This is a genomic window from Candidatus Eremiobacteraceae bacterium (genome assembly GCA_035710745.1).
Classification (GTDB): Bacteria; Vulcanimicrobiota; Vulcanimicrobiia; order Eremiobacterales; family Eremiobacteraceae; genus JANWLL01.
This window is the reverse complement of record DASTCX010000004.1, coordinates 223,672-241,266: the sequence shown is the minus strand read 5'-3', so window position 1 is coordinate 241,266 and position 17,595 is coordinate 223,672. Positions and strand designations below refer to the sequence as shown.

At 65.0% G+C, this 17,595-nt stretch carries 16 protein-coding genes; 11 read left to right on the top strand and 5 right to left on the bottom strand.

All coding sequences use genetic code 11. The features are described from left to right. Positions 1-117: 117 nt before the first annotated feature. From gyrB to dnaA, 5 genes are all read right to left on the bottom strand, one after another. Positions 118-2,037: a DNA topoisomerase (ATP-hydrolyzing) subunit B gene (gyrB, locus tag VFO25_02235; GenBank protein HET9341720.1), complete on the bottom strand. Its 1,920-nt coding sequence runs from the start codon at positions 2,035-2,037 to the stop codon at positions 118-120. Continuing rightward, positions 2,027-2,992, bottom strand: coding sequence for a DUF721 domain-containing protein (locus VFO25_02230; protein ID HET9341719.1), 966 nt, complete (start codon positions 2,990-2,992; stop codon positions 2,027-2,029). Before VFO25_02230 ends, gyrB begins: the two co-directional genes overlap by 11 nt. A gap of 316 nt (positions 2,993-3,308) precedes the next feature. Continuing rightward, a complete protein-coding gene (recF, locus tag VFO25_02225) occupies positions 3,309-4,427 on the bottom strand; it encodes a DNA replication/repair protein RecF (GenBank protein HET9341718.1) in 1,119 nt (372 codons plus the stop codon). Positions 4,428-4,431: 4 nt separating this feature from the next. After that, the gene (gene dnaN / locus VFO25_02220; protein ID HET9341717.1) at positions 4,432-5,544 is read right to left on the bottom strand and encodes a DNA polymerase III subunit beta; all 1,113 of its coding nucleotides are present in this window, start codon (positions 5,542-5,544) and stop codon (positions 4,432-4,434) included. A gap of 346 nt (positions 5,545-5,890) precedes the next feature. Next, complete coding sequence (gene dnaA / locus VFO25_02215; GenBank protein ID HET9341716.1) at positions 5,891-7,264, bottom strand: chromosomal replication initiator protein DnaA; 1,374 nt, start codon at positions 7,262-7,264, stop codon at positions 5,891-5,893. Positions 7,265-7,973: 709 nt separating this feature from the next. Between dnaA and rpmH the strand changes: the two genes are divergently transcribed. The 11 genes from rpmH to VFO25_02160 all read left to right on the top strand — a co-directional run bounded on the left by rpmH (position 7,974) and on the right by VFO25_02160 (position 17,589). Beyond that, a complete protein-coding gene (gene rpmH, locus VFO25_02210; GenBank protein ID HET9341715.1) occupies positions 7,974-8,111 on the top strand; it encodes a 50S ribosomal protein L34 in 138 nt (45 codons plus the stop codon). Positions 8,112-8,125: 14 nt separating this feature from the next. Beyond that, the gene (gene rnpA, locus VFO25_02205) at positions 8,126-8,479 is read left to right on the top strand and encodes a ribonuclease P protein component (protein HET9341714.1); all 354 of its coding nucleotides are present in this window, start codon (positions 8,126-8,128) and stop codon (positions 8,477-8,479) included. Then, positions 8,476-8,694: a membrane protein insertion efficiency factor YidD gene (yidD, locus tag VFO25_02200; GenBank protein HET9341713.1), complete on the top strand. Its 219-nt coding sequence runs from the start codon at positions 8,476-8,478 to the stop codon at positions 8,692-8,694. Before rnpA ends, yidD begins: the two co-directional genes overlap by 4 nt. 43 nt (positions 8,695-8,737) lie before the next feature. Further along, positions 8,738-9,682, top strand: coding sequence for a membrane protein insertase YidC (locus VFO25_02195; GenBank protein HET9341712.1), 945 nt, complete (start codon positions 8,738-8,740; stop codon positions 9,680-9,682). Between the two features lie 84 nt (positions 9,683-9,766). Then, entirely contained in the window at positions 9,767-10,501 is a 735-nt protein-coding gene (locus tag VFO25_02190) for a R3H domain-containing nucleic acid-binding protein (protein ID HET9341711.1), read from the top strand. 2 nt (positions 10,502-10,503) lie between these two features. Next, positions 10,504-11,886: a tRNA uridine-5-carboxymethylaminomethyl(34) synthesis GTPase MnmE gene (gene mnmE / locus VFO25_02185; GenBank protein ID HET9341710.1), complete on the top strand. Its 1,383-nt coding sequence runs from the start codon at positions 10,504-10,506 to the stop codon at positions 11,884-11,886. 44 nt (positions 11,887-11,930) lie between these two features. Continuing rightward, the gene (mnmG, locus tag VFO25_02180; protein ID HET9341709.1) at positions 11,931-13,796 is read left to right on the top strand and encodes a tRNA uridine-5-carboxymethylaminomethyl(34) synthesis enzyme MnmG; all 1,866 of its coding nucleotides are present in this window, start codon (positions 11,931-11,933) and stop codon (positions 13,794-13,796) included. Next, entirely contained in the window at positions 13,789-14,493 is a 705-nt protein-coding gene (gene rsmG / locus VFO25_02175; protein HET9341708.1) for a 16S rRNA (guanine(527)-N(7))-methyltransferase RsmG, read from the top strand. Before mnmG ends, rsmG begins: the two co-directional genes overlap by 8 nt. 17 nt (positions 14,494-14,510) lie before the next feature. Beyond that, on the top strand, positions 14,511-15,929 hold the full coding sequence (locus VFO25_02170) for an HD domain-containing protein (protein ID HET9341707.1): 1,419 nt from the start codon (positions 14,511-14,513) through the stop codon (positions 15,927-15,929). Further along, on the top strand, positions 15,926-16,693 hold the full coding sequence (locus VFO25_02165; protein HET9341706.1) for an AAA family ATPase: 768 nt from the start codon (positions 15,926-15,928) through the stop codon (positions 16,691-16,693). The genes VFO25_02170 and VFO25_02165 overlap by 4 nt, the downstream gene beginning before the upstream one ends. Further along, positions 16,690-17,589 carry a ParB/RepB/Spo0J family partition protein gene (locus tag VFO25_02160; GenBank protein ID HET9341705.1) on the top strand — a complete coding sequence of 300 codons (900 nt, stop codon included), beginning with the start codon at positions 16,690-16,692 and terminating at the stop codon, positions 17,587-17,589. Before VFO25_02165 ends, VFO25_02160 begins: the two co-directional genes overlap by 4 nt. Positions 17,590-17,595: the final 6 nt, after the last annotated feature.

Sequence of the window (17,595 nt, the reverse complement as noted above, 5' to 3'; positions counted from 1 at the left end):
ACACGCCGGGCGGGTTTCCCGCCCTCGATCATATGTCGAGGTTCAGGTTCATACGTAGGGTTATCGGTCGACCTAAAGGTCGACCGCTACACGGCCGCCGAGGAGGAGCGCGTTGCGTCAAACATCGAGGTTCTGCACCTCGCGCGCGTTTTCAGCGATGAACAGCTTGCGCGGCTCGACTTTCTCGCCCATGAGGATGGTGAAGGTCTCGTCGGCCGCCACCGTGTCGTCGAGCAGCACCTTGCGGACGAGCCGGCGCTCGGGATCCATCGTCGTCTCCCACAGCTGCTCCGGATCCATCTCGCCAAGGCCCTTGTACTGCTGGATCGAGTAGCCGTCGCCGACCTGGGCTATCGCCGCATCCCGCTCTTCCTCGCGATAGCAGTAGATGAGCTTCTTGCCCTTCTTCACCTGATAGAGCGGCGGCTGCGCGATGAAGAGATGCCCCTCTTCGATGAGCTTCGGCATGTAGCGGAAGAAGAACGTCAGCAGCAGCGTGCGGATGTGCGATCCGTCGACGTCGGCATCGGTCATGATGTAGACGCGATGATAGCGCAGCTTCGAGACGTCGAAGTCGGCGTCAAAGCCCGTGCCGAGCGCGGTGATGAGGGTGCGGATCTCTTCGTGGCTGACGATGCGATCGAGCCGCGCCTTTTCGACGTTGAGTATCTTGCCTTTGAGCGGCAAGATCGCTTGGAAATGCCGATCGCGGCCGAGCTTCGCGCTGCCGCCGGCCGACTCGCCTTCGACGAGGAAGAGCTCGCTCTTCGACGGATCGCGCTCGGAGCAGTCGGCGAGCTTACCGGGGAGCGACCCGCCGTCGAGCGCGTTCTTGCGCCGCGTGAGGTCGCGTGCCTTGCGCGCCGCGTCGCGCGCGCGCGCCGCGGTGACGCACTTATCGACGATGCGCCGCGCAGGCCCCGGATTTTCCTCGAGATAGTAGCCGATCGCTTCGCCGACGATCTCGCTGACGACGCGCTCCGCTTCGGTGCTGCCGAGCTTCGCTTTCGTCTGCCCTTCGAACTCAGGGTTCGGGATCTTGACGGAGATGACCGCGGTAAGACCTTCGCGGACGTCATCGCCGGTCAGGGTGCCGTCGGAGTCCTTGAGCATCCCCGACTTCTTCGCATAGTTATTGATGACGCGCGTCAGCGCACGCCGGAAGCCGGACAGATGCGTGCCGCCGTCGACCGTATGGATGTTGTTCGCATACGCGAAGACATTTTCGATGTAGCCGTCATTGTATTGGAAGGCCACTTCGACTTGGATATTCGAGCGTTCGCCGGTAACGTAGCGGACCTCGTGGAGCGGCTCCTTGTTCTTGTTGAGGTGCTCGACGAAGCTCTTGATGCCGCCCTCGTAACAGAACGACTGCTTCTTGTCGACGCGCTCGTCGATGAGGTTGATCCGCAACCCGCGATTGAGGAACGCGAGCTCGCGCAAACGCTGCTGAAGGATGTCGAGCGACCATTCGAGCGTCGAGAAGACCTGCGGGTCGGGTTTGAAGTGCTGCGAGGTGCCCGAGCCCTCGGCCGCGCCGATGACCTTGAGCTTCGACGTCGCGACGCCGCGCGCGAACTTCATCTCGTAGAGCTTCTCGTCGCGCTTGACGCGCGTGATCATCCACTCAGAGAGGGCGTTCGTCACCGAGATGCCGACGCCGTGAAGGCCGCCCGAGACTTTATAGCCGAGCTGGTCGAACTTGCCGCCCGCGTGGAGCACGGTCATGACGACTTCGACCGCGGGTTTCCCCTCGCTCGGCAGATCGTCGACCGGAATGCCGCGCCCGTCGTCGACGACGCTCAGCGAGCCGTCGGCGTGAATGGTGACGTCGATGTTGCTGCAGTAGCCGGCGAGCGCTTCGTCGACCGCGTTGTCGACGGCTTCGAATGCTATCTGGTGGAGCCCGCGGGTACTCGTATCGCCGACGTACATACCCGGGCGTTTGCGCACGCCTTCGAGGCCCTTGAGGACCTTGATGGATCGGGCATCGTACTCATCGCCGCTCGGGGTAGTCGCTACGTCCTTAGTCGCCAAAGGGTCCTCGTGAGGCAGTGTCACGCACCGTGAGGGCGCGTGCGTTCGTCTTATGTCGTTTCTTTACCGGCGCGCCCGGAGCCTCTCTTTCGGACGTCGCACGCGGGCCGCAAAGCGCATCGGCCCAATCATCGCCGAGCGCGTCGGCGACGACTGCGCGACCGATGAGATGTTGTTGCGTGCCGCTGCGCAACATGAGATAGCTCCACGCGAGCACGCGATCGGCGGCGAGCAGCGCATGTCGCCGCAGCCGCGCGCGCATCGCGAATATCTGCTCATCCCAGCGCGCGAGCAGACGGCGGCGCACTCGTTCGATCGACTCGGCATCCCCATCTTCGACGTGCGATGCGACGTCGTCCGCTCGCAGCCACGGTGCGCTGACGAGCACGCGTTCTATCCGCCCGTCCGCGGCGCGCTGCGCTGCCGCCGTGCAGACCGCGCACGCTTGCGCCGCATCGCTCGGCGGTTTCCAATTGCTGCATGACGAGCAACGCGTCCATCCGTCGCGCTGGCGGCGCCGATCGAGCGCCTGTTGCCGTCTGCGAAGCCGGCGTACGACGTCTTCCGCGCCGTCGGTCGCTTCGTCAACCGCGCCCGCTGCCGCGTCGACCTGTGCGGCCCTCGCTTTAGGCGTGCGGAGGAGCCCATCGAGCATCGCCTTCATGCGACCGGCGGCGACGACAAAACGAAGGCGTTTGACATGCGCTCCCGGACATCGCGCGTTGAGCTCGGCGATGATCGACGGCGCCAAAAACGTCAGCTGATGGCTCCACGTACTGCCCGCCGTGTACACGGTGAGCACGCCCTCGCGCAGCCGGCCCGATCGCGTTCGCCGCGCGACATCTTCGCCTACCGCTTCGGCCCAAACCGCGCCGACGGCAGATGCTTCATCGGTGCGTAGCTCGCCGGGCTCCCACCTTTCCAAGATCACATTGAGCGGCCTCGGCCCCTTCATCGTCGATCCGCTCTCATCTGATGCGTGTCGGGGTGGCCGATGCGCGGACGCGCCGAGATTCGGGGCAGACTTGCATCTCGGCGCTCGGCTCCGGCGGCTCTCGCCGCCTCCGTCGCCGCGACTTTCGGCCACCCCGACACGCATCGCAAGTCGAAATCGCCATCGCGCGAATGTCTCGCCGCGAGGGGTGTCGCTCTAAGCGGGGCGTTGAAGGCGGCGAAAGCCGCCGGAACCGAGCGGCGGAAGGCAAGTATTTCCCGACTTCCGCCGCGTCGCCGCGCGAGCGGCGCCCGAGCGGCGAGACGATACGAGCGATTCACGATGCGAGCGGACTCGCGAGACGGAGAGCGCCTGAGACGACGGAGATGAGCGAGGCTGACACGCCCGCAGGCATATCGGGCGGATCGGTCGCCGTGATGAACGCTTGATCGAACGATCCGATCGATTCGAGAAAGGCGCGTCGCCGATCATCGTCGAGCTCGGAAAGAACATCGTCGAGCAACAGAAGCGGTGCTTCACCGGTGGCGCGCTGTAGAAGCGCGTATTCGGCGGCCTTGAGCGCGAGGACGGCGGTGCGTTGTTGTCCTTGCGAACCGAAGCGCGAGAGCGCTTCTCCGTCGAGCGAGAGCGAGACGTCGTCGCGATGTGGACCGACGAGCGAGCCGCGGCGCGCAATTTCGGCAGGCCGCATGCGTGCGAACGCGGTGCGCAGACCGGTCTCGATCGCAGCGGGCGCTTCGTCAGCGATCGGCGGCGCCGGCTCGTAACGGATGGCGAGCGCCGGCGACACGCCGACCCAGCGCGCGTGGACCTCGCTCGCATCCGCGCCGAGGCGACGGACGTACGATGCGCGCTCGGCGACGAGCCGTGCGCCGACCGGAGCGAGTTGATCGTCGTACGTGTCGAGCAGCGCGCGATCGACCGTGGGCGCACGGAGCAGTGCGTTTTTCTGCGCGAGGATCTTCGCATAGACCGCAAGGTCGTGATAGTATCGCTTGCTGCTTTGCGAGAGCGCGGTGTTGACGAGGCGCCGCCGCAGTGCGGCCGGGCCGCCGACGAGCTGCAAGTCGTACGGCATGAACGTCACCGCATTGACGCCGCCGAGGAAATCGCCGTAGCGGACGGCGCGGCCTTGCCGGAAGAAACGCTTGCGCGCGCCCTCACCGGCGCGCGAGATCACGCACTGCGCGACGACCTCGCCGTGACGCGTGCGGACGCGTGCGCTCACCGACGCTGCCGGCGCGCCGCTGCTGATCAGATCGGCTTCACGAGAAGTCCGAAACGATTTGCCGGTCGATAACAACGCGAGGGCTTCGAGCAGATTCGACTTCCCCTGCGCGTTTTGGCCGACGAAGATGCACGCGCCCTCCGGCGGCTCGAAGCGGAGGGCGGCGTAGTTCCGAAAGGCGGTCAGTTCGAGTGCGAGAACGCGCACGAGCTCATTGCCGCAGCGGCATGAGGATGTAGAGCTGCCTGTTCGCGCGCTCGCCGCTTTGCGGCTTGATCGCCGTCGGCTGCAGCGGGCCGACGAACTCGAGCGTCACGGTCTCCGCGTCGACGTGATTGAGTATCTCGGCGAGATACTTCGCGTTGAAGGCGATCGTGATCGGATCACCCGTGCGCTCGACGTCGAGCTCTTCGTACGCGTTGCCGGCCGTGTCCGAGCTTGCGGTGATGACGAGGCTCGTCCCCTCGGCTGCGATCTTCACCATGCTCGCGCGATCGCCGGCGACGACTTCAGCGCGGCGCAAGCTCGCGAGCAGGCGCGCCGTGCTCGCGGTGATCTTCCGGTCGAACTCTTTCGGGATCACTTGCGGATAATTCGGGTACTGACCATCGACGAGACGTGCGATGACTTTGACGTCGCCCGTGTTGAAGACGAGCTGATTCGCTTGTCCGCCGAGCACGGTCGCTTCGATGACGCCGCCGCTCGCGACGCGCATCACCTCGGCGAGCGCCCGCGCCGGCACGATGAGCCGCGCGGACGTCTTCGACGGTTCGGAGAGCGGGAGCTCGAAACGCGCGAGCCGGTAGCCGTCGGTCGCGACGAGCGTGATCGTCTGACCCTCGATCTCGAGCAGCGTGCCCATCAGGACGGCGCCGCGCGCCTCTTCACCGCTCGCCGCGAACGTCACCGCGGACGCCGCCTCGCGAAACGCTTTCGCGTCGACGCGGAACTGATCGCCGAGCTTGCCTTCCGGCAGCGGCGGATATTCGTCGGCCGGCAAGGCGAAGAACTCGTAGTTCGAGCGCTCGCATTTGAGCGTCGCGCGCGTCGGCGTGCCCTGCATCTCCAGCTCGGCGGCCGGCAAGTTCGCCAGGTAGCCCGAGAACAGGCGGGCTTGCACCGTGCATTGGCCTTCTTCGGAAACGCTCGCCGGGAAGCCGTTCTCAAGCGTCAACTCGAGATCGGTCGCGCGGACGCTGACGCGGCCGGCCTTCGCGGTCAGCAAGACATTGCCGAGGATCGGCATGGTCGTGTGGGCATTGACGACCTTGCTCGCCGCCGCGACGGCGCCGGCTATGTCCTTGCTGTTGCACGTGAATCTCATCGATGTCCCTTTACGCCCGCATCGGTCGTCGGTAGTGGCGCCCGCTTTTCGCCGCGCCCGCTTGTCTCGCCTATCGCACTGAACTCGATGTCGTCCACAGTCATCGGTCCATCGTCTTCCCTAGGAATAGAATATAGATGATCCGTCATCGTCACACTAGAGCGGTGGATTGCGTGGAATAGCGCTGTCGGTCAATCGGCACATGGGCTTGCGGCATCGGGATCGTTGTGGAGGCAGCGGCCGATCCATCCACGTCTACCACAGGTCGCCTCGCGCGAGCGAAAAGCAGACAAAACCGTCCACACCATCCTCAATCCATCCACGGGATGGTCGCAGACGGTCGGGGTTAGCCGTCTTGCGTGATGGTCGCGAGAACCGAGCGGACTTTGCTCCGGAACTCGGGGTCGCGCTCCATCTGCTCCTTCACCTTGTCGCGCGCATACATGACCGTCGTGTGGTCTTTCTTGCCGAATTCGCGGGCGATCTGGGGCAGCGACGCGTTCGTGAGGTCGCATGCGAGGTACATCGCTATTTGACGCGGCACCGTCAAGCGCTGATCGCGGCGCTGACCCTCGAGCTCCTTGAGCGTGATGCCGTGGAAGCGGGCCACCTTCTCTTTGATGAGCGAGATCGTGACTTTGCGCAGCGGCACTTCGTTGATCTCGTTGCGCAGCACGTCGGTGGCGAGCTCGACCGTGAGCGCTTTCTTATAAAGCGACGCATAGGCGGTCAGCTTGATGAGCGCGCCCTCGAGCTGGCGGATGTTCGACGGGATGATCTTTGCGATGTACGACGTCACCTCGTGCGCCACGTCGATGCCGTCACTCTCGGCCTTCTTGCGCAAGATCGCTTCGCGGGTCTCAAGGTCGGGCGACTGGATGTCCGTCAGCAGCCCCCACTCGAATCGCGACCGCAGTCGGTTCTCGAGCGTCTGGATGTCCTTGGGCGGACGGTCGCTCGAGATGACGAGCTGCTTCGACGCTTCGTGCAGCGTGTTGAACGTATGGAAGAACTCTTCTTGGGTCTGCTCCTTGCCTTCGAGGAACTGGATGTCGTCGATGAGGAGCACGTCGACCGTCCGATAGCGATTGCGGAACTCGACCGTCTGGTTGTTCTTGATGGCCGTGATGAACTCGTTCGTGAACGTCTCGGACGACACGTACACGACGCGAGCGCGCGGATCGAACTTGAGCACGCGGTGGCCGATCGCGTGCATGAGATGCGTCTTCCCGAGGCCGACCGCACCATAGATGAAAAGGGGGTTGTAAGCGCGCGCCGGCGCGTCCGCGACCGCTTGGGCCGCCGCGTGGGCGAACCGGTTCGTGGCGCCGACGACGAACTGCTCGAACGTGTACCTGCCGTTGAGGCCGGTCTGCCGGAAGTCGTCGACCGGAGCGAAGGCGGTGCCGTTGCGATCCGGAAGCCCCGGGCGCGGCTCTGCGGCGGGGGCGTCGGGGTCGATCATGAAGCGGATGTTGATGGGCGATCCGAGCAGCTCGGTGAGCGTGCCGACGATGGTCGTCTTGAGACGGTTCTCGGCCCACTCTTTATGGAAGGGCGTCGGCACCATGAGCGTGATCTCGTCGCTCGTCAACCGGTGCACTCGGATCGGCTTTATCCAAGACTCGAAGACCGGCGTCGTCAGTTTGCCCTCCAATTGTGCAAGGCAATTCTGCCACAAGAACCCTTCGTTCGTGTCGACGACGGTCGCAGTGTCCATCCTGTCATGCCTCGTATCGCGAAGAGAAAACCGGCCGAGTTCTTTGCGTTGACGTTCGGCGGGTCGCGCGCTTTAGGGGGCGGAAAAGCTTATTCCTGTTGGGATTGCGCGATTTTTCTTGTGCACAAATCCACAGCGGTCGTGCGAGCGATGTGGATAGATTTTCGCTCGATGAGCGCAACCGCATGCCGTGCAAGCGATTGCGCTTTTCGATCTCGCGACGGCGTCGATCGGCGAGAGCCGTTCGAGCTCGGATGATCAAGTAATGCATCGCCTGCCAGAAAATGCGCAAAGCCTCACCCTATGGGCGTTTGCGACCCGCCGCTTCTCTATCCACAGGCTTCTCCACAGGTGTGAATAACAGACTCCCGAGACCGTTCGCGCGAGCGCAAACGCTTGTCGCTATTGACTTTGAGGGCGATCGGCGACCAGGACCATCCGGCGCTCCATGCACCGCTTGTCCACCACAGCGAGGCCTCAGCCGGCAATCGTAGGCCGTCCCTTTCCAAAGGACATTGGGAAAAGTCGACGAGGCTTGCGCGGTGTTCGCGTCGGCTGCGACCGCGTTGACGGAAAACGGCGCGACAGACGCCAAGCACCACCCGACCTTTCACGCTTTGCCGCCGCGGAGGCGGCATTCCCTTTGTAATGCGCCCTCGCAACTGCGAAAACCGGGCGCTTCCGAAATCGGAGCGACAGAACAGATCCCGTGAAACGCACCTATCAACCGCACAACAGGCGCCGCAAGCGCACGCACGGATTCCGCAAGCGTATGTCGACCCAGAACGGCCGGCGCGTACTCGCGTCGCGTCGCCGCAAGGGCCGCAAACGCCTCACTCCCGATTGACCGTAACGGCGGCGATGCGTCCGTACGTGAGCCTACGTGGGCGGCGAGAATTCGCGACGACCATGCGGCGCGGCGCTTCCGCGTCGGCGCCGGTCTTGACCGTCCATGCCTTTTCGCCGCCGGCCAAGGCGGCTGGCGCGCCGAAAGTCGGTGTCATCGTGACCCGCAAAGTCGGCAAGGCGGTCGTGCGCAACCGGATCAGGCGCCGCTGCAAAGCGATCCTCGAGACGGTGGTCGCGCCCGACGACGTGCGCTGGTTCGTCGTCACCTGCAAACCGGCCGCCGCGCAAACGCGATTCGCCGACCTGCGGCATCAATTGTCGAACGCGATGCGCGGCGCCGGTAAATCGCGCGGGGCTCGCGCATGACGGCTGCGCAGGTGTGCATCGCCGCCATCCGTACGTATCAGCGCTTCGTCTCGCCGTCGTTGCCCGTCGGCACGTGCCGCTTCAGCCCATCATGTTCCGAATACGCTGCGCAGGCGATCGCCAAATACGGGGCGGCGCGCGGCAGCGTCATGGCCGCGAAACGGCTCGGCCGGTGTGGCCCGTGGCACCCCGGCGGTCACGACCCCGTCCCCTAGACGTCGTCATCCTTTGACATAGAAAAGCGACCGAATCTTGCTGTTGATCTCGACCCTAGGCATCACCGCGCTGTTCGCGGACAACTGGTTCACCGACATCATCGCGGGCATCGCGAGCGCGATCTCGGTCGTCCTCGACTTCATCTACGCGCACATCGCCCACAACTACGGCTGGTCGATGATATTGCTTGCGCTCGCCGCGACGCTCGGCATGCTGCCGCTCTATCTGACGCAGTTCCGGTCGTTCCGCGAGATGCAAGCGATCCAGCCGTACGTGAAGCGGCTCCAGGATCGCTACAAGAACGACCGTCAAAAGCTCGCCGAAGAACAGATGAAGCTGTTCCGCGAGCACAACATCAACCCGTTCGGCGGCTGTCTTCCGACGTTGATCCAACTGCCCGTCCTGTGGGGCATCTACCAAGCGATCAACCAGCATCAAGCGGTGTTCTCGCACGCCGGCTGGCTTTGGATCGGCAGCGCATTCGCACAGCATTCGCCCTCGCTGCCGGCCTGGATGGGCATGTTCGGCGGACCGATCTTCGCCGCGAGCCTCGCCGCGCCCGACAAGATCCTGACGGTCTTCTACGCCATCTCGATGTTCTTCTCGTTCCAGATGACGTCGATGCCGTCGTCGGATCCGATGCAGCAGCAGCAGCAGAAGCTCATGAGCTACATGATGCCCGTCATGATGCTCTTCATCGGGCAAAGATTCATATCGGGGTTCGTCCTTTACTGGCTCGGTCTCAACGTCTTCACGACGGCGTTGCGCTTCTTCGCGATGCGCGCGCCGTCGAAGATCCCGGCGCCGCCGCAAGAAACCGCCGCGACGCTCGCCGGCTATCCGCTCCACTGCCCGAATTGCAAAGAACTGCTGACGATCCAGAAAGGTTCGCGCTGCGCCGCGTGCGGCACGAAGGTGAAGAAAGTCGGGCCGGCGTCGAACGGCCAGATCGCGGCGACGTCTGCGAGCAAACCGGCGACGAAGTAGCTCACGCCCGACGCCGGCGGCGGACGAGGATAACCAACGACCCGAGCGGGCGCGAGCCACGCGACCGCGACTGACGAGGACGACATGAACGGATACGGTTACGGCAACAATCGAGGCGGCGCCGCGCGGCGCCCCTACGGCGATCGCGGCGACCGCGGCGGCCCGGGCCGTCGCTCGGATGGCGGCAGAGGTTTCGGTGCTCGCGACGATCGCGGCTATCGCGCTCGCCCGCCGCGACACGTCGAGTGCCCACCGGATCTACGCGCGCCGTTCAAGGACGCACGCGATTTTCTCGCCGGGCTCATCCGCGTCTTCGGTCTGCCCGCGCGCCTGTCGTTCGGCGGCGTCCAGCCGGCTCGCGACGGCCGGCAGATCGTCATCGACATCAGAGGCGTCCGCGCGCCGTCGGATCCGCGCCGTTACGAGCGTGATGATGAACGCGACGACGAGCTCGGATTGCTCATCGGCAAGCACGGCGCGACGCTCGACGCGCTCTCGGCGGTGACGAATGCGGTCATGCACAAAGCGGAGTTTCGCGATCTCTTCTTCGCCGTCGACATCGAAGGTTATCGGGCGCGCCGCACCGCGACGCTGCGCAATCTCGCGCAGCGCTGCGCCGGACGCGCGCTTCGCGAAGGTGTCTCGATCGAACTCGATCCGATGCCACCGGCCGAGCGGCGCATCGTCCACCTGACGCTTGCGAACCATCGCGAGCTCGAGACCGAGAGCACCGGTCAGGGAAACACGCGCCGCGTCGTCATCATGCCGCGAGGCGGCAGACGCCCGGCGTCCGCCGAGGATGACGAGTACATCGACTAAGCGTGGATAGCGACACGATCGCCGCCGTCGCAACGCCGCCGGGCGTCGCGGCCGTTGCGATCGTTCGCATGTCCGGCCCGCGCGCGCTTGCGATCGTAGACGCATGCTTCGAGCCATCGCATCCCGGACGTTGGCGAGGGTCGCTCATGCGGCGCGGTTGGGTTCGCGATCCGCGCTCGGGATCGCGCATCGATGACGCTTTGGCCGTCGCCTTTCCAGCGCCGAATTCGTACACGGGCGAAGACGTCGTCGAATTGCACGTCCATGGCGGGGCCGGCGTCGTCGGCTCCGTTCTTCTAGCGCTCTACACGAGCGGTGCACGCGCCGCAGAAGCGGGCGAGTTCACGCGCCGAGCGTTCGTCAACGGACGACTCGATCTTGCGCAGGCCGAAGCCGTCGCCGATCTCATCGGTGCCGAGAGCCGGCTCGCGGCGAAGGCGGCAGCAATGCGGCTCGAAGGCGCGGTCGGTCGCCGGCTTCGAGAACTGCGCGATCGACTGCTCGCCGTGCTCGTCGAGATCGAAGCGCACGTCGACTATCCGGACGAAGTCGAAGCGCCCGATGCCGCGCGAATCGACTCGACGTTGCGCGCGCAGCGCGCGCTCGTCGGAGAATTGCTCGCCGGCGCCGGGGCCGCGCAGGCGCTGCGCGACGGTCTCGATTGCGTCATCGCGGGTCCGCCGAACGCGGGCAAATCGTCGCTGCTCAACGCGCTGCTCGAAGCGGAACGGGCGATCGTCTCGGACATCCCCGGCACGACCCGCGACGTGATCGAGGACCGCGTCGCAGTCGATGGCGTCGTCTTGCGTTTGCGCGACACGGCCGGCCTGCGCGCGACGATGGACGTCATCGAAGGGCTCGGCGTCGAACGCGCTCGAGCCGCGATCGCAAGAGCGGAGCTCGTGCTTCTCGTCATCGATGGTTCGCGACCGCTCGGGCAAGATGAACGCGCCGCACTGGAAGCGACGAGTGCGCCGCCGCGCATCGTGCTGGCGAACAAGGCGGATCTCGGCGATGCCGGCGCGCGCGAATTGCGGACGTTGCTGGCGAGCTCGCAAGACGCGGACGACGACCTCATCGCCGGCAGCGTGCGCGATGCGGCCTGCGTCGCGCGCGTTCGTGCGGCGATCGCTCGCGTCGGTTGGGGCGGCGGCGTCATCGACGGGAATGCGGCGCTTGTTGCGAGTTTGCGGCAAGCGGAGGCGCTTGCGCGCGCGTCGGCATCGCTCGGACACGCGCTGGAGACGATCGACGGCGGCTATCCGGTCGATCTGCTCGCTGCCGATCTACGTGCTGCCGTCGGCGCCTACGGCGAAGTGACGGGCGAGACGGTGACGGCCGACGTGCTCGACGGCATCTTCTCGCGCTTTTGCGTCGGCAAGTAGCGCATCGAGCATGACGCGCCGCGCGCTCGCGCGAACGAGCGCGGGTGCGAAGCGATTTCGGCGTCATCGTCATCGGCGGAGGCCACTCGGGCTGCGAGGCGGCTTTGGCATCCGCGCGTATCGGCGTGCCGACGCTGCTCGTCACCGGCAATCTCGACACCATCGGCCACATGCCGTGCAACCCGTCGATCGGCGGACCCGCGAAAGGGCAGCTCGTCCGCGAAATCGATGCGCTCGGCGGCGAGATGGGCGTCTGCATCGACCACACGTATCTCCACACGCGCTGGCTGAACGAGAGCCGCGGGCCTGCTGTTCGAGCGCTCAGGTCGCAGGCCGATAAGCGTGCGTACTCGGTGCGGATGCGCAGCGCGGTCGAGGCGCAACGCGGTCTGACGGTCATCGAGGACCTGGTTTTCGAGCTGATCGCGGATAGCAGCGGAATAGCCGGCGTTGGTTTGCAGAGCGGGACAAAGATCGCTGCCAGGCAAGTTGTCGTCAATTCCGGGACGTTTATGGGCGGAAAGCTCTTCGCGGGCGAGTCGGTGACACCCGGAGGCCGGCTGGGCGAAGCGCCGACGATCGGTCTTTCCGCGAGCTTGCGGCGCCTCGGCTTTACGACCGGGCGATTGAAGACAGGAACGCCGCCGCGCGCCGATCGGCGTAGCATCGATTGGTCGCGAGTCGAAGAGCAAAAGCCGAGCGCCGTGCCACTCTCCTTCTCCTATCGAACGACGCGCGCGTTCCCCGGTCCGCAGCTGTCGTGCCACATCACGCACACGAATACGCGCACGCACGAGCTAATCCGCGAGAACCTTCATCGCTCGCCGATGTACGGGCTAGGCGTCATCGAGGGCACCGGTCCCCGATATTGTCCGTCCATCGAAGACAAAGTCATGAAGTTCTCGCACAACCCGAGCCATCAGATCTTTCTCGAGCCTGAGGGGTGGGAGACGGAGTCGATTTATGTCGGCGGCTTCTCGACGTCGCTGCCGGCGGAAGTGCAGCTCGACATGTTGCATTCGCTGTCGGGCCTCGAATCGGCGGAGATGTTGCGCGCAGGATATGCCGTCGAGTACGACTTCGTCGACCCGCGCGAGCTGCGCGCGACGCTTGAAACGCGCAGAATTCCAGGCCTTTTCCACGCCGGTCAGGTGAACGGCACGTCGGGCTACGAAGAAGCGGCGGCGCAAGGGATCGTCGCTGGGATGAACGCGGCGCGCCGCGCGCAAGGCAAGGATCCGGTCATCTTCGACCGCTCGACGTCGTATATCGGCACGCTCGTCGACGACCTCATCACGCAGGGCGCGGCGGAGCCGTATCGGATGCTGACCTCGCGCGCCGAGCATCGACTGCTCCTGCGCCACGACAATGCGGACGAGCGATTGACGCCGGTCGGACGTGCCGCCGGGCTCGTTGACGACGAGTCGTACGAGAGGTTTTGTGCGCGGATGGATGCGCTCGGGCGGCGACGCGACCATCTCGCATCGACGCGAGCGACGCGCGATGAGTGCGGGCGCCTTACCGCACAAAACGGCGCGACGTACGCCGATCTGCTCCGGCGACCCGAGATAGAATACCGCGACCTTTTCCCGGGAGATGATGACGCGGACTCGATCGGCGAGCGCGCCGCGATTGAGATCAAGTACGACGGCTATATCAGACGACAGGCCGTCGAGGTCGAGCGGCTCTCGAAGGCGGAGCACGTCGCGATACCGGACGGATTCGACTACGACTCGTGTCGGGGGCTCTCACGCGAAGCGCGCGAGAAGTGGTCGGCGCAACGGCCGTCGACACTCGGACAAGCCGGACGCATACCGGGCATCACGCCGGCCGATACGTCGGTTCTCGCCATATTTATCCACCAGGTGAAATCCGCAAAGCGGAAGGTTCCCGCAGCGGCGCATGACTGAGGCCGAATCAAACCTTCGCGACGGCCTCAAGATCCTCGGATTCGTCGACGAACTTCTTCCTCAGCGGCTACTCGACTTTGCGGGGCTCGTACTCGGGGCGAACGCCGAGACGAATCTGGTTGGTGCATCTTCGATCGTTGACCTCATTGCTACGCACTTACTCGATAGTCTCGCTCCGCTGGCTGGACGATCGATGAGCGGCCAGCTGATCGACATCGGCAGCGGCGCCGGCTTTCCTGCGGTTCCAATTGCGATGGCGTTCGCGTCGGTATCGACCACCATGCTCGAACCGCGGGCTAAGCGAGCTGACTTTCTCACGCGCATCATCGGCCGGCTCTCGCTAAAGGATGCGACCGCTCGCAAGGTGATGGCGGAAACTGCAGGGAGGTCAGATCTGCGCGAGTCGGCGGACATTGTCACCGTTCGCGCCGTTGCCGCGCCCGCGACCGCACTCGAACTTGCAATACCCTTGTTGAAGCGTCGCGGCAAGGTATTGCTTTATGTCGGGCGCCAGCAGGCACCTAATGAGCACGAGCTTGGGATCGCGGATCTGCTTGGCGGCGCACTCGTGGAGGCCAAAGCTGTCGAGGTTCCGTACTTGCAGAGCGTCCGCCACGGCTGGTGGTTTGAGAAGAAGAAGCCTACACCGAGCGACTACCCTCGTCGAGCAAAGGTGCCGTCGAAACAGCCCTTATGAGCATTGAATAGTTCCACGTGGAACGTGTCCCGCATAACGTCCCGCATGACGAAATAGACGCTGCCATTCTTCGGGTTTTGCCCGATGGCGGCGTCTTCGCGGTCGGTGGACGCGTGCGCGATGAGGTGCTCCGTGAACTCGGTCGTCCGAATCTCGACGACGAACCGAATCTCGACTATCTCATCACCGGTCTCTCGGTCGATGCCATCATCGCGGCGTTGAAACCGCTTGGTCCTGCAGACTTCGTCGGCGCATCGTTCGGCGTCATCAAGCTCGCGACGCACGGCGAGATCGTCGATATCGCGCTGCCGAGAAGCGAACGATCGACGGGCACGCATCATCGCGACTTCGATGTGAAGTTCGGGCCGGATATCGCGATCGAAGACGACCTCGCGCGCCGCGATTTTCGGATGAACATGATGGCGCGCGATTTGCGTACCGGCACGATCATCGATCCTTTCGGCGGCCGCGACGACCTCGTGAACGCGCGTCTCGACGCGCTGACGCGGGTCGCGTTCATCGAAGATCCGCTTCGCGTTCTGCGCGGCGCACAGCTCTCCGCGCGCTTCGGCGTGACCGCAACGCCGTCGACGCTCGACGCGATGCGTTCGGCGTCGGATCTGATCCCGACGGTCGCACCTGAACGCGTCGCCGACGAACTGACGAAATTGCTCGTAAAAGCGCCACGTCCGAGCATCGGATTCGAGCTGCTCCGCGAAGTGAGCGCGCTGCACCACATCTTGCCCGAGCTCATGGAAGGCTGGCAGATCGAACAGAACGAGTTCCACGCGCACACGGTATACTACCACAGCCTCGAATGCTGCGATTTCGCCGAACAAGACGCGCGGCCGCGCGATCTCGTGGTGCGGCTCGCCGCGCTGCTCCACGACGTCGGCAAACCGCGCACGAAAGAGGGTCCGCATTTCTACCGGCACGAGCAGGTCGGCGAGGAGATGGCGCGCACAGCGCTCTTGCGGCTGCGATTCGCGAGCGATGACGTCGACCGCGTCTGCCGGCTCATCGCGAACCACATGTATCCGACCGACGACAGCCTCACGGACGCCGCGATCCGGCGCTTCATCAGACGGATCCGTCCGGAGCTCGTCGACGATCAATTCAAGGTGCGCCACGCCGACGTCCGCGCGAGCGGTCTCGCGCCGCGCGATGCCGAGGAGCAGGCGCGCTTCGAGCGCCGCGTACGCGACGAGGTCGAGAGAAGGCCTCCGTTCGGCATCAAGGACCTCGCGATCGGCGGCGCGGACGTGATCGAGGTGATGAAGGAACTCGGGATCGTCGGCCCGGATTTCGCCGGCGATCAACGCGTCGGCAAAGCGCTCGCGCATTGCCTGGAGCAAGTCCTCGACGATCCGAGCCGCAACGAAGCGGCGACGCTGCGCGCGATCGTCCGCGATTACTTCAAGGCGGGTCCCAAATGACTGCGCAGCGACGCGTCATCGCGGTCGCGAATCAGAAAGGCGGCGTCGGCAAGACGACGACCGCAGTGAACTTAAGCGCGGCGCTCGCCGACATGGGCGAACGTGTCCTCCTCGTCGACGTCGACCCGCAGGGCAACGCGACGACCGGCGTCGGCATCGACAAACAGGCGGTCGAGCGCTGCATCTACGATGTGCTGCTCAAGTCGGCGACGATCGATGAGGTCGCGCAGCATACGGCGGTCGAGCGGCTTTGGGTCGCGCCCGCGACCCTCAATCTCGCCGGCGCGGAAGTCGAGCTCGTCGCGGCGCTCTCGCGCGAGCAGCGGTTGCGCGCCGCGCTCGAACCGGTCCGCGAGAAGTTCGACCGCATCGTCATCGACTGCCCGCCGTCGCTCGGCCTCTTGACGCTCAACGGTCTCGCCGCCGCGGATGCCCTCGTCATCCCGATCCAGGCCGAGTACTACGCGCTCGAGGGACTCGGCCAATTGACGCACGTCATCGACCTCGTGCGCACGCACCTCAATCCGGGCATCGCGATCCTCGGCGTCCTCATAACGATGTACGACGGCCGCACGAATCTCGCGGTCCAGGTCGTTGACGAGGTGATACGCTACTTCCCCGGACTCGTCTTCGACACGCGCATCCCGCGCAACGTCCGTCTTTCGGAAGCGCCATCGTTCGGCGCCCCGATCGCGCGGTTCGATCCGAAAAGCAAAGGCGCCGTGGCGTACGCCGCGCTCGCCGAGGAGGTTTCAAAACGGTGAGCAAGCAGCGAGGACTCGGCCGCGGCCTCGGCGCGTTTTTCCCGAACGCCGGCGCAGCGCAGACGCCGCAGGCGAAGACGGCTCCCGACGAGCGGCGCGTCGCGATGCTCGACGTCGAATCGATCGTCGCGAATCCGCACCAGCCGAGGCGCGCTTTCGACGAGACGGAGCTCGACGCGCTTTCGCAATCGATCCGCTCGAACGGCGTGCTGTCGCCGATACTCGTCCGCGCTAGCGGAGCCGAGCGTTACGAGATCATCGCCGGCGAACGGCGCTGGCGCGCGGGCAAGCTCGCCGGATTGCGCCAAATACCCGCGCTCGTCCGCGAAGCCGACGATCCGCAGGCGCTCGAGCTCGCCTTGCTGGAGAATCTTCAACGCGAAGATCTCAATCCGATCGAAGAGGCGAGCGGCTATCGACAGCTGCTCGACGATTACGGATTCACGCAAGACGCGCTCTGCACGCGCCTCGGCAAAGCTCGCCCGACGCTCACGAACGCGCTGCGCCTCCTGTCGCTCCCCGACGCGGTCCAGGCGATGGTGCGTGACGGACGGTTGAGCGCGGGTCACGCCAGGGCGCTCGCCGCGCTCCCTGCGGCTCGAGCGGAGGCGATCGCACGAACGGCGATCGGACAGGGCCTGAGCGTTCGCGAAGTCGAGCGGCTCGCAGCTGCGGCATCGCCTGCAAAGAAGAAAGCCACCGCTCGCGCGCCGGTCAGAGCCTCGCACGCAGAACTATCGCCAGAGCTCGCCGCCGTCGAAACGCGCCTGCGCTTCGCGCTCGCGACGCGCGTCGCGATCAAGCCGCGCGCCGGCGGCGGCACGATCGAGATCGAGTACGTCGGCGACGAGGATCTCACCCGGATCGTCGACGTCATGTGCCCGCAGGATATCTGAGATGAG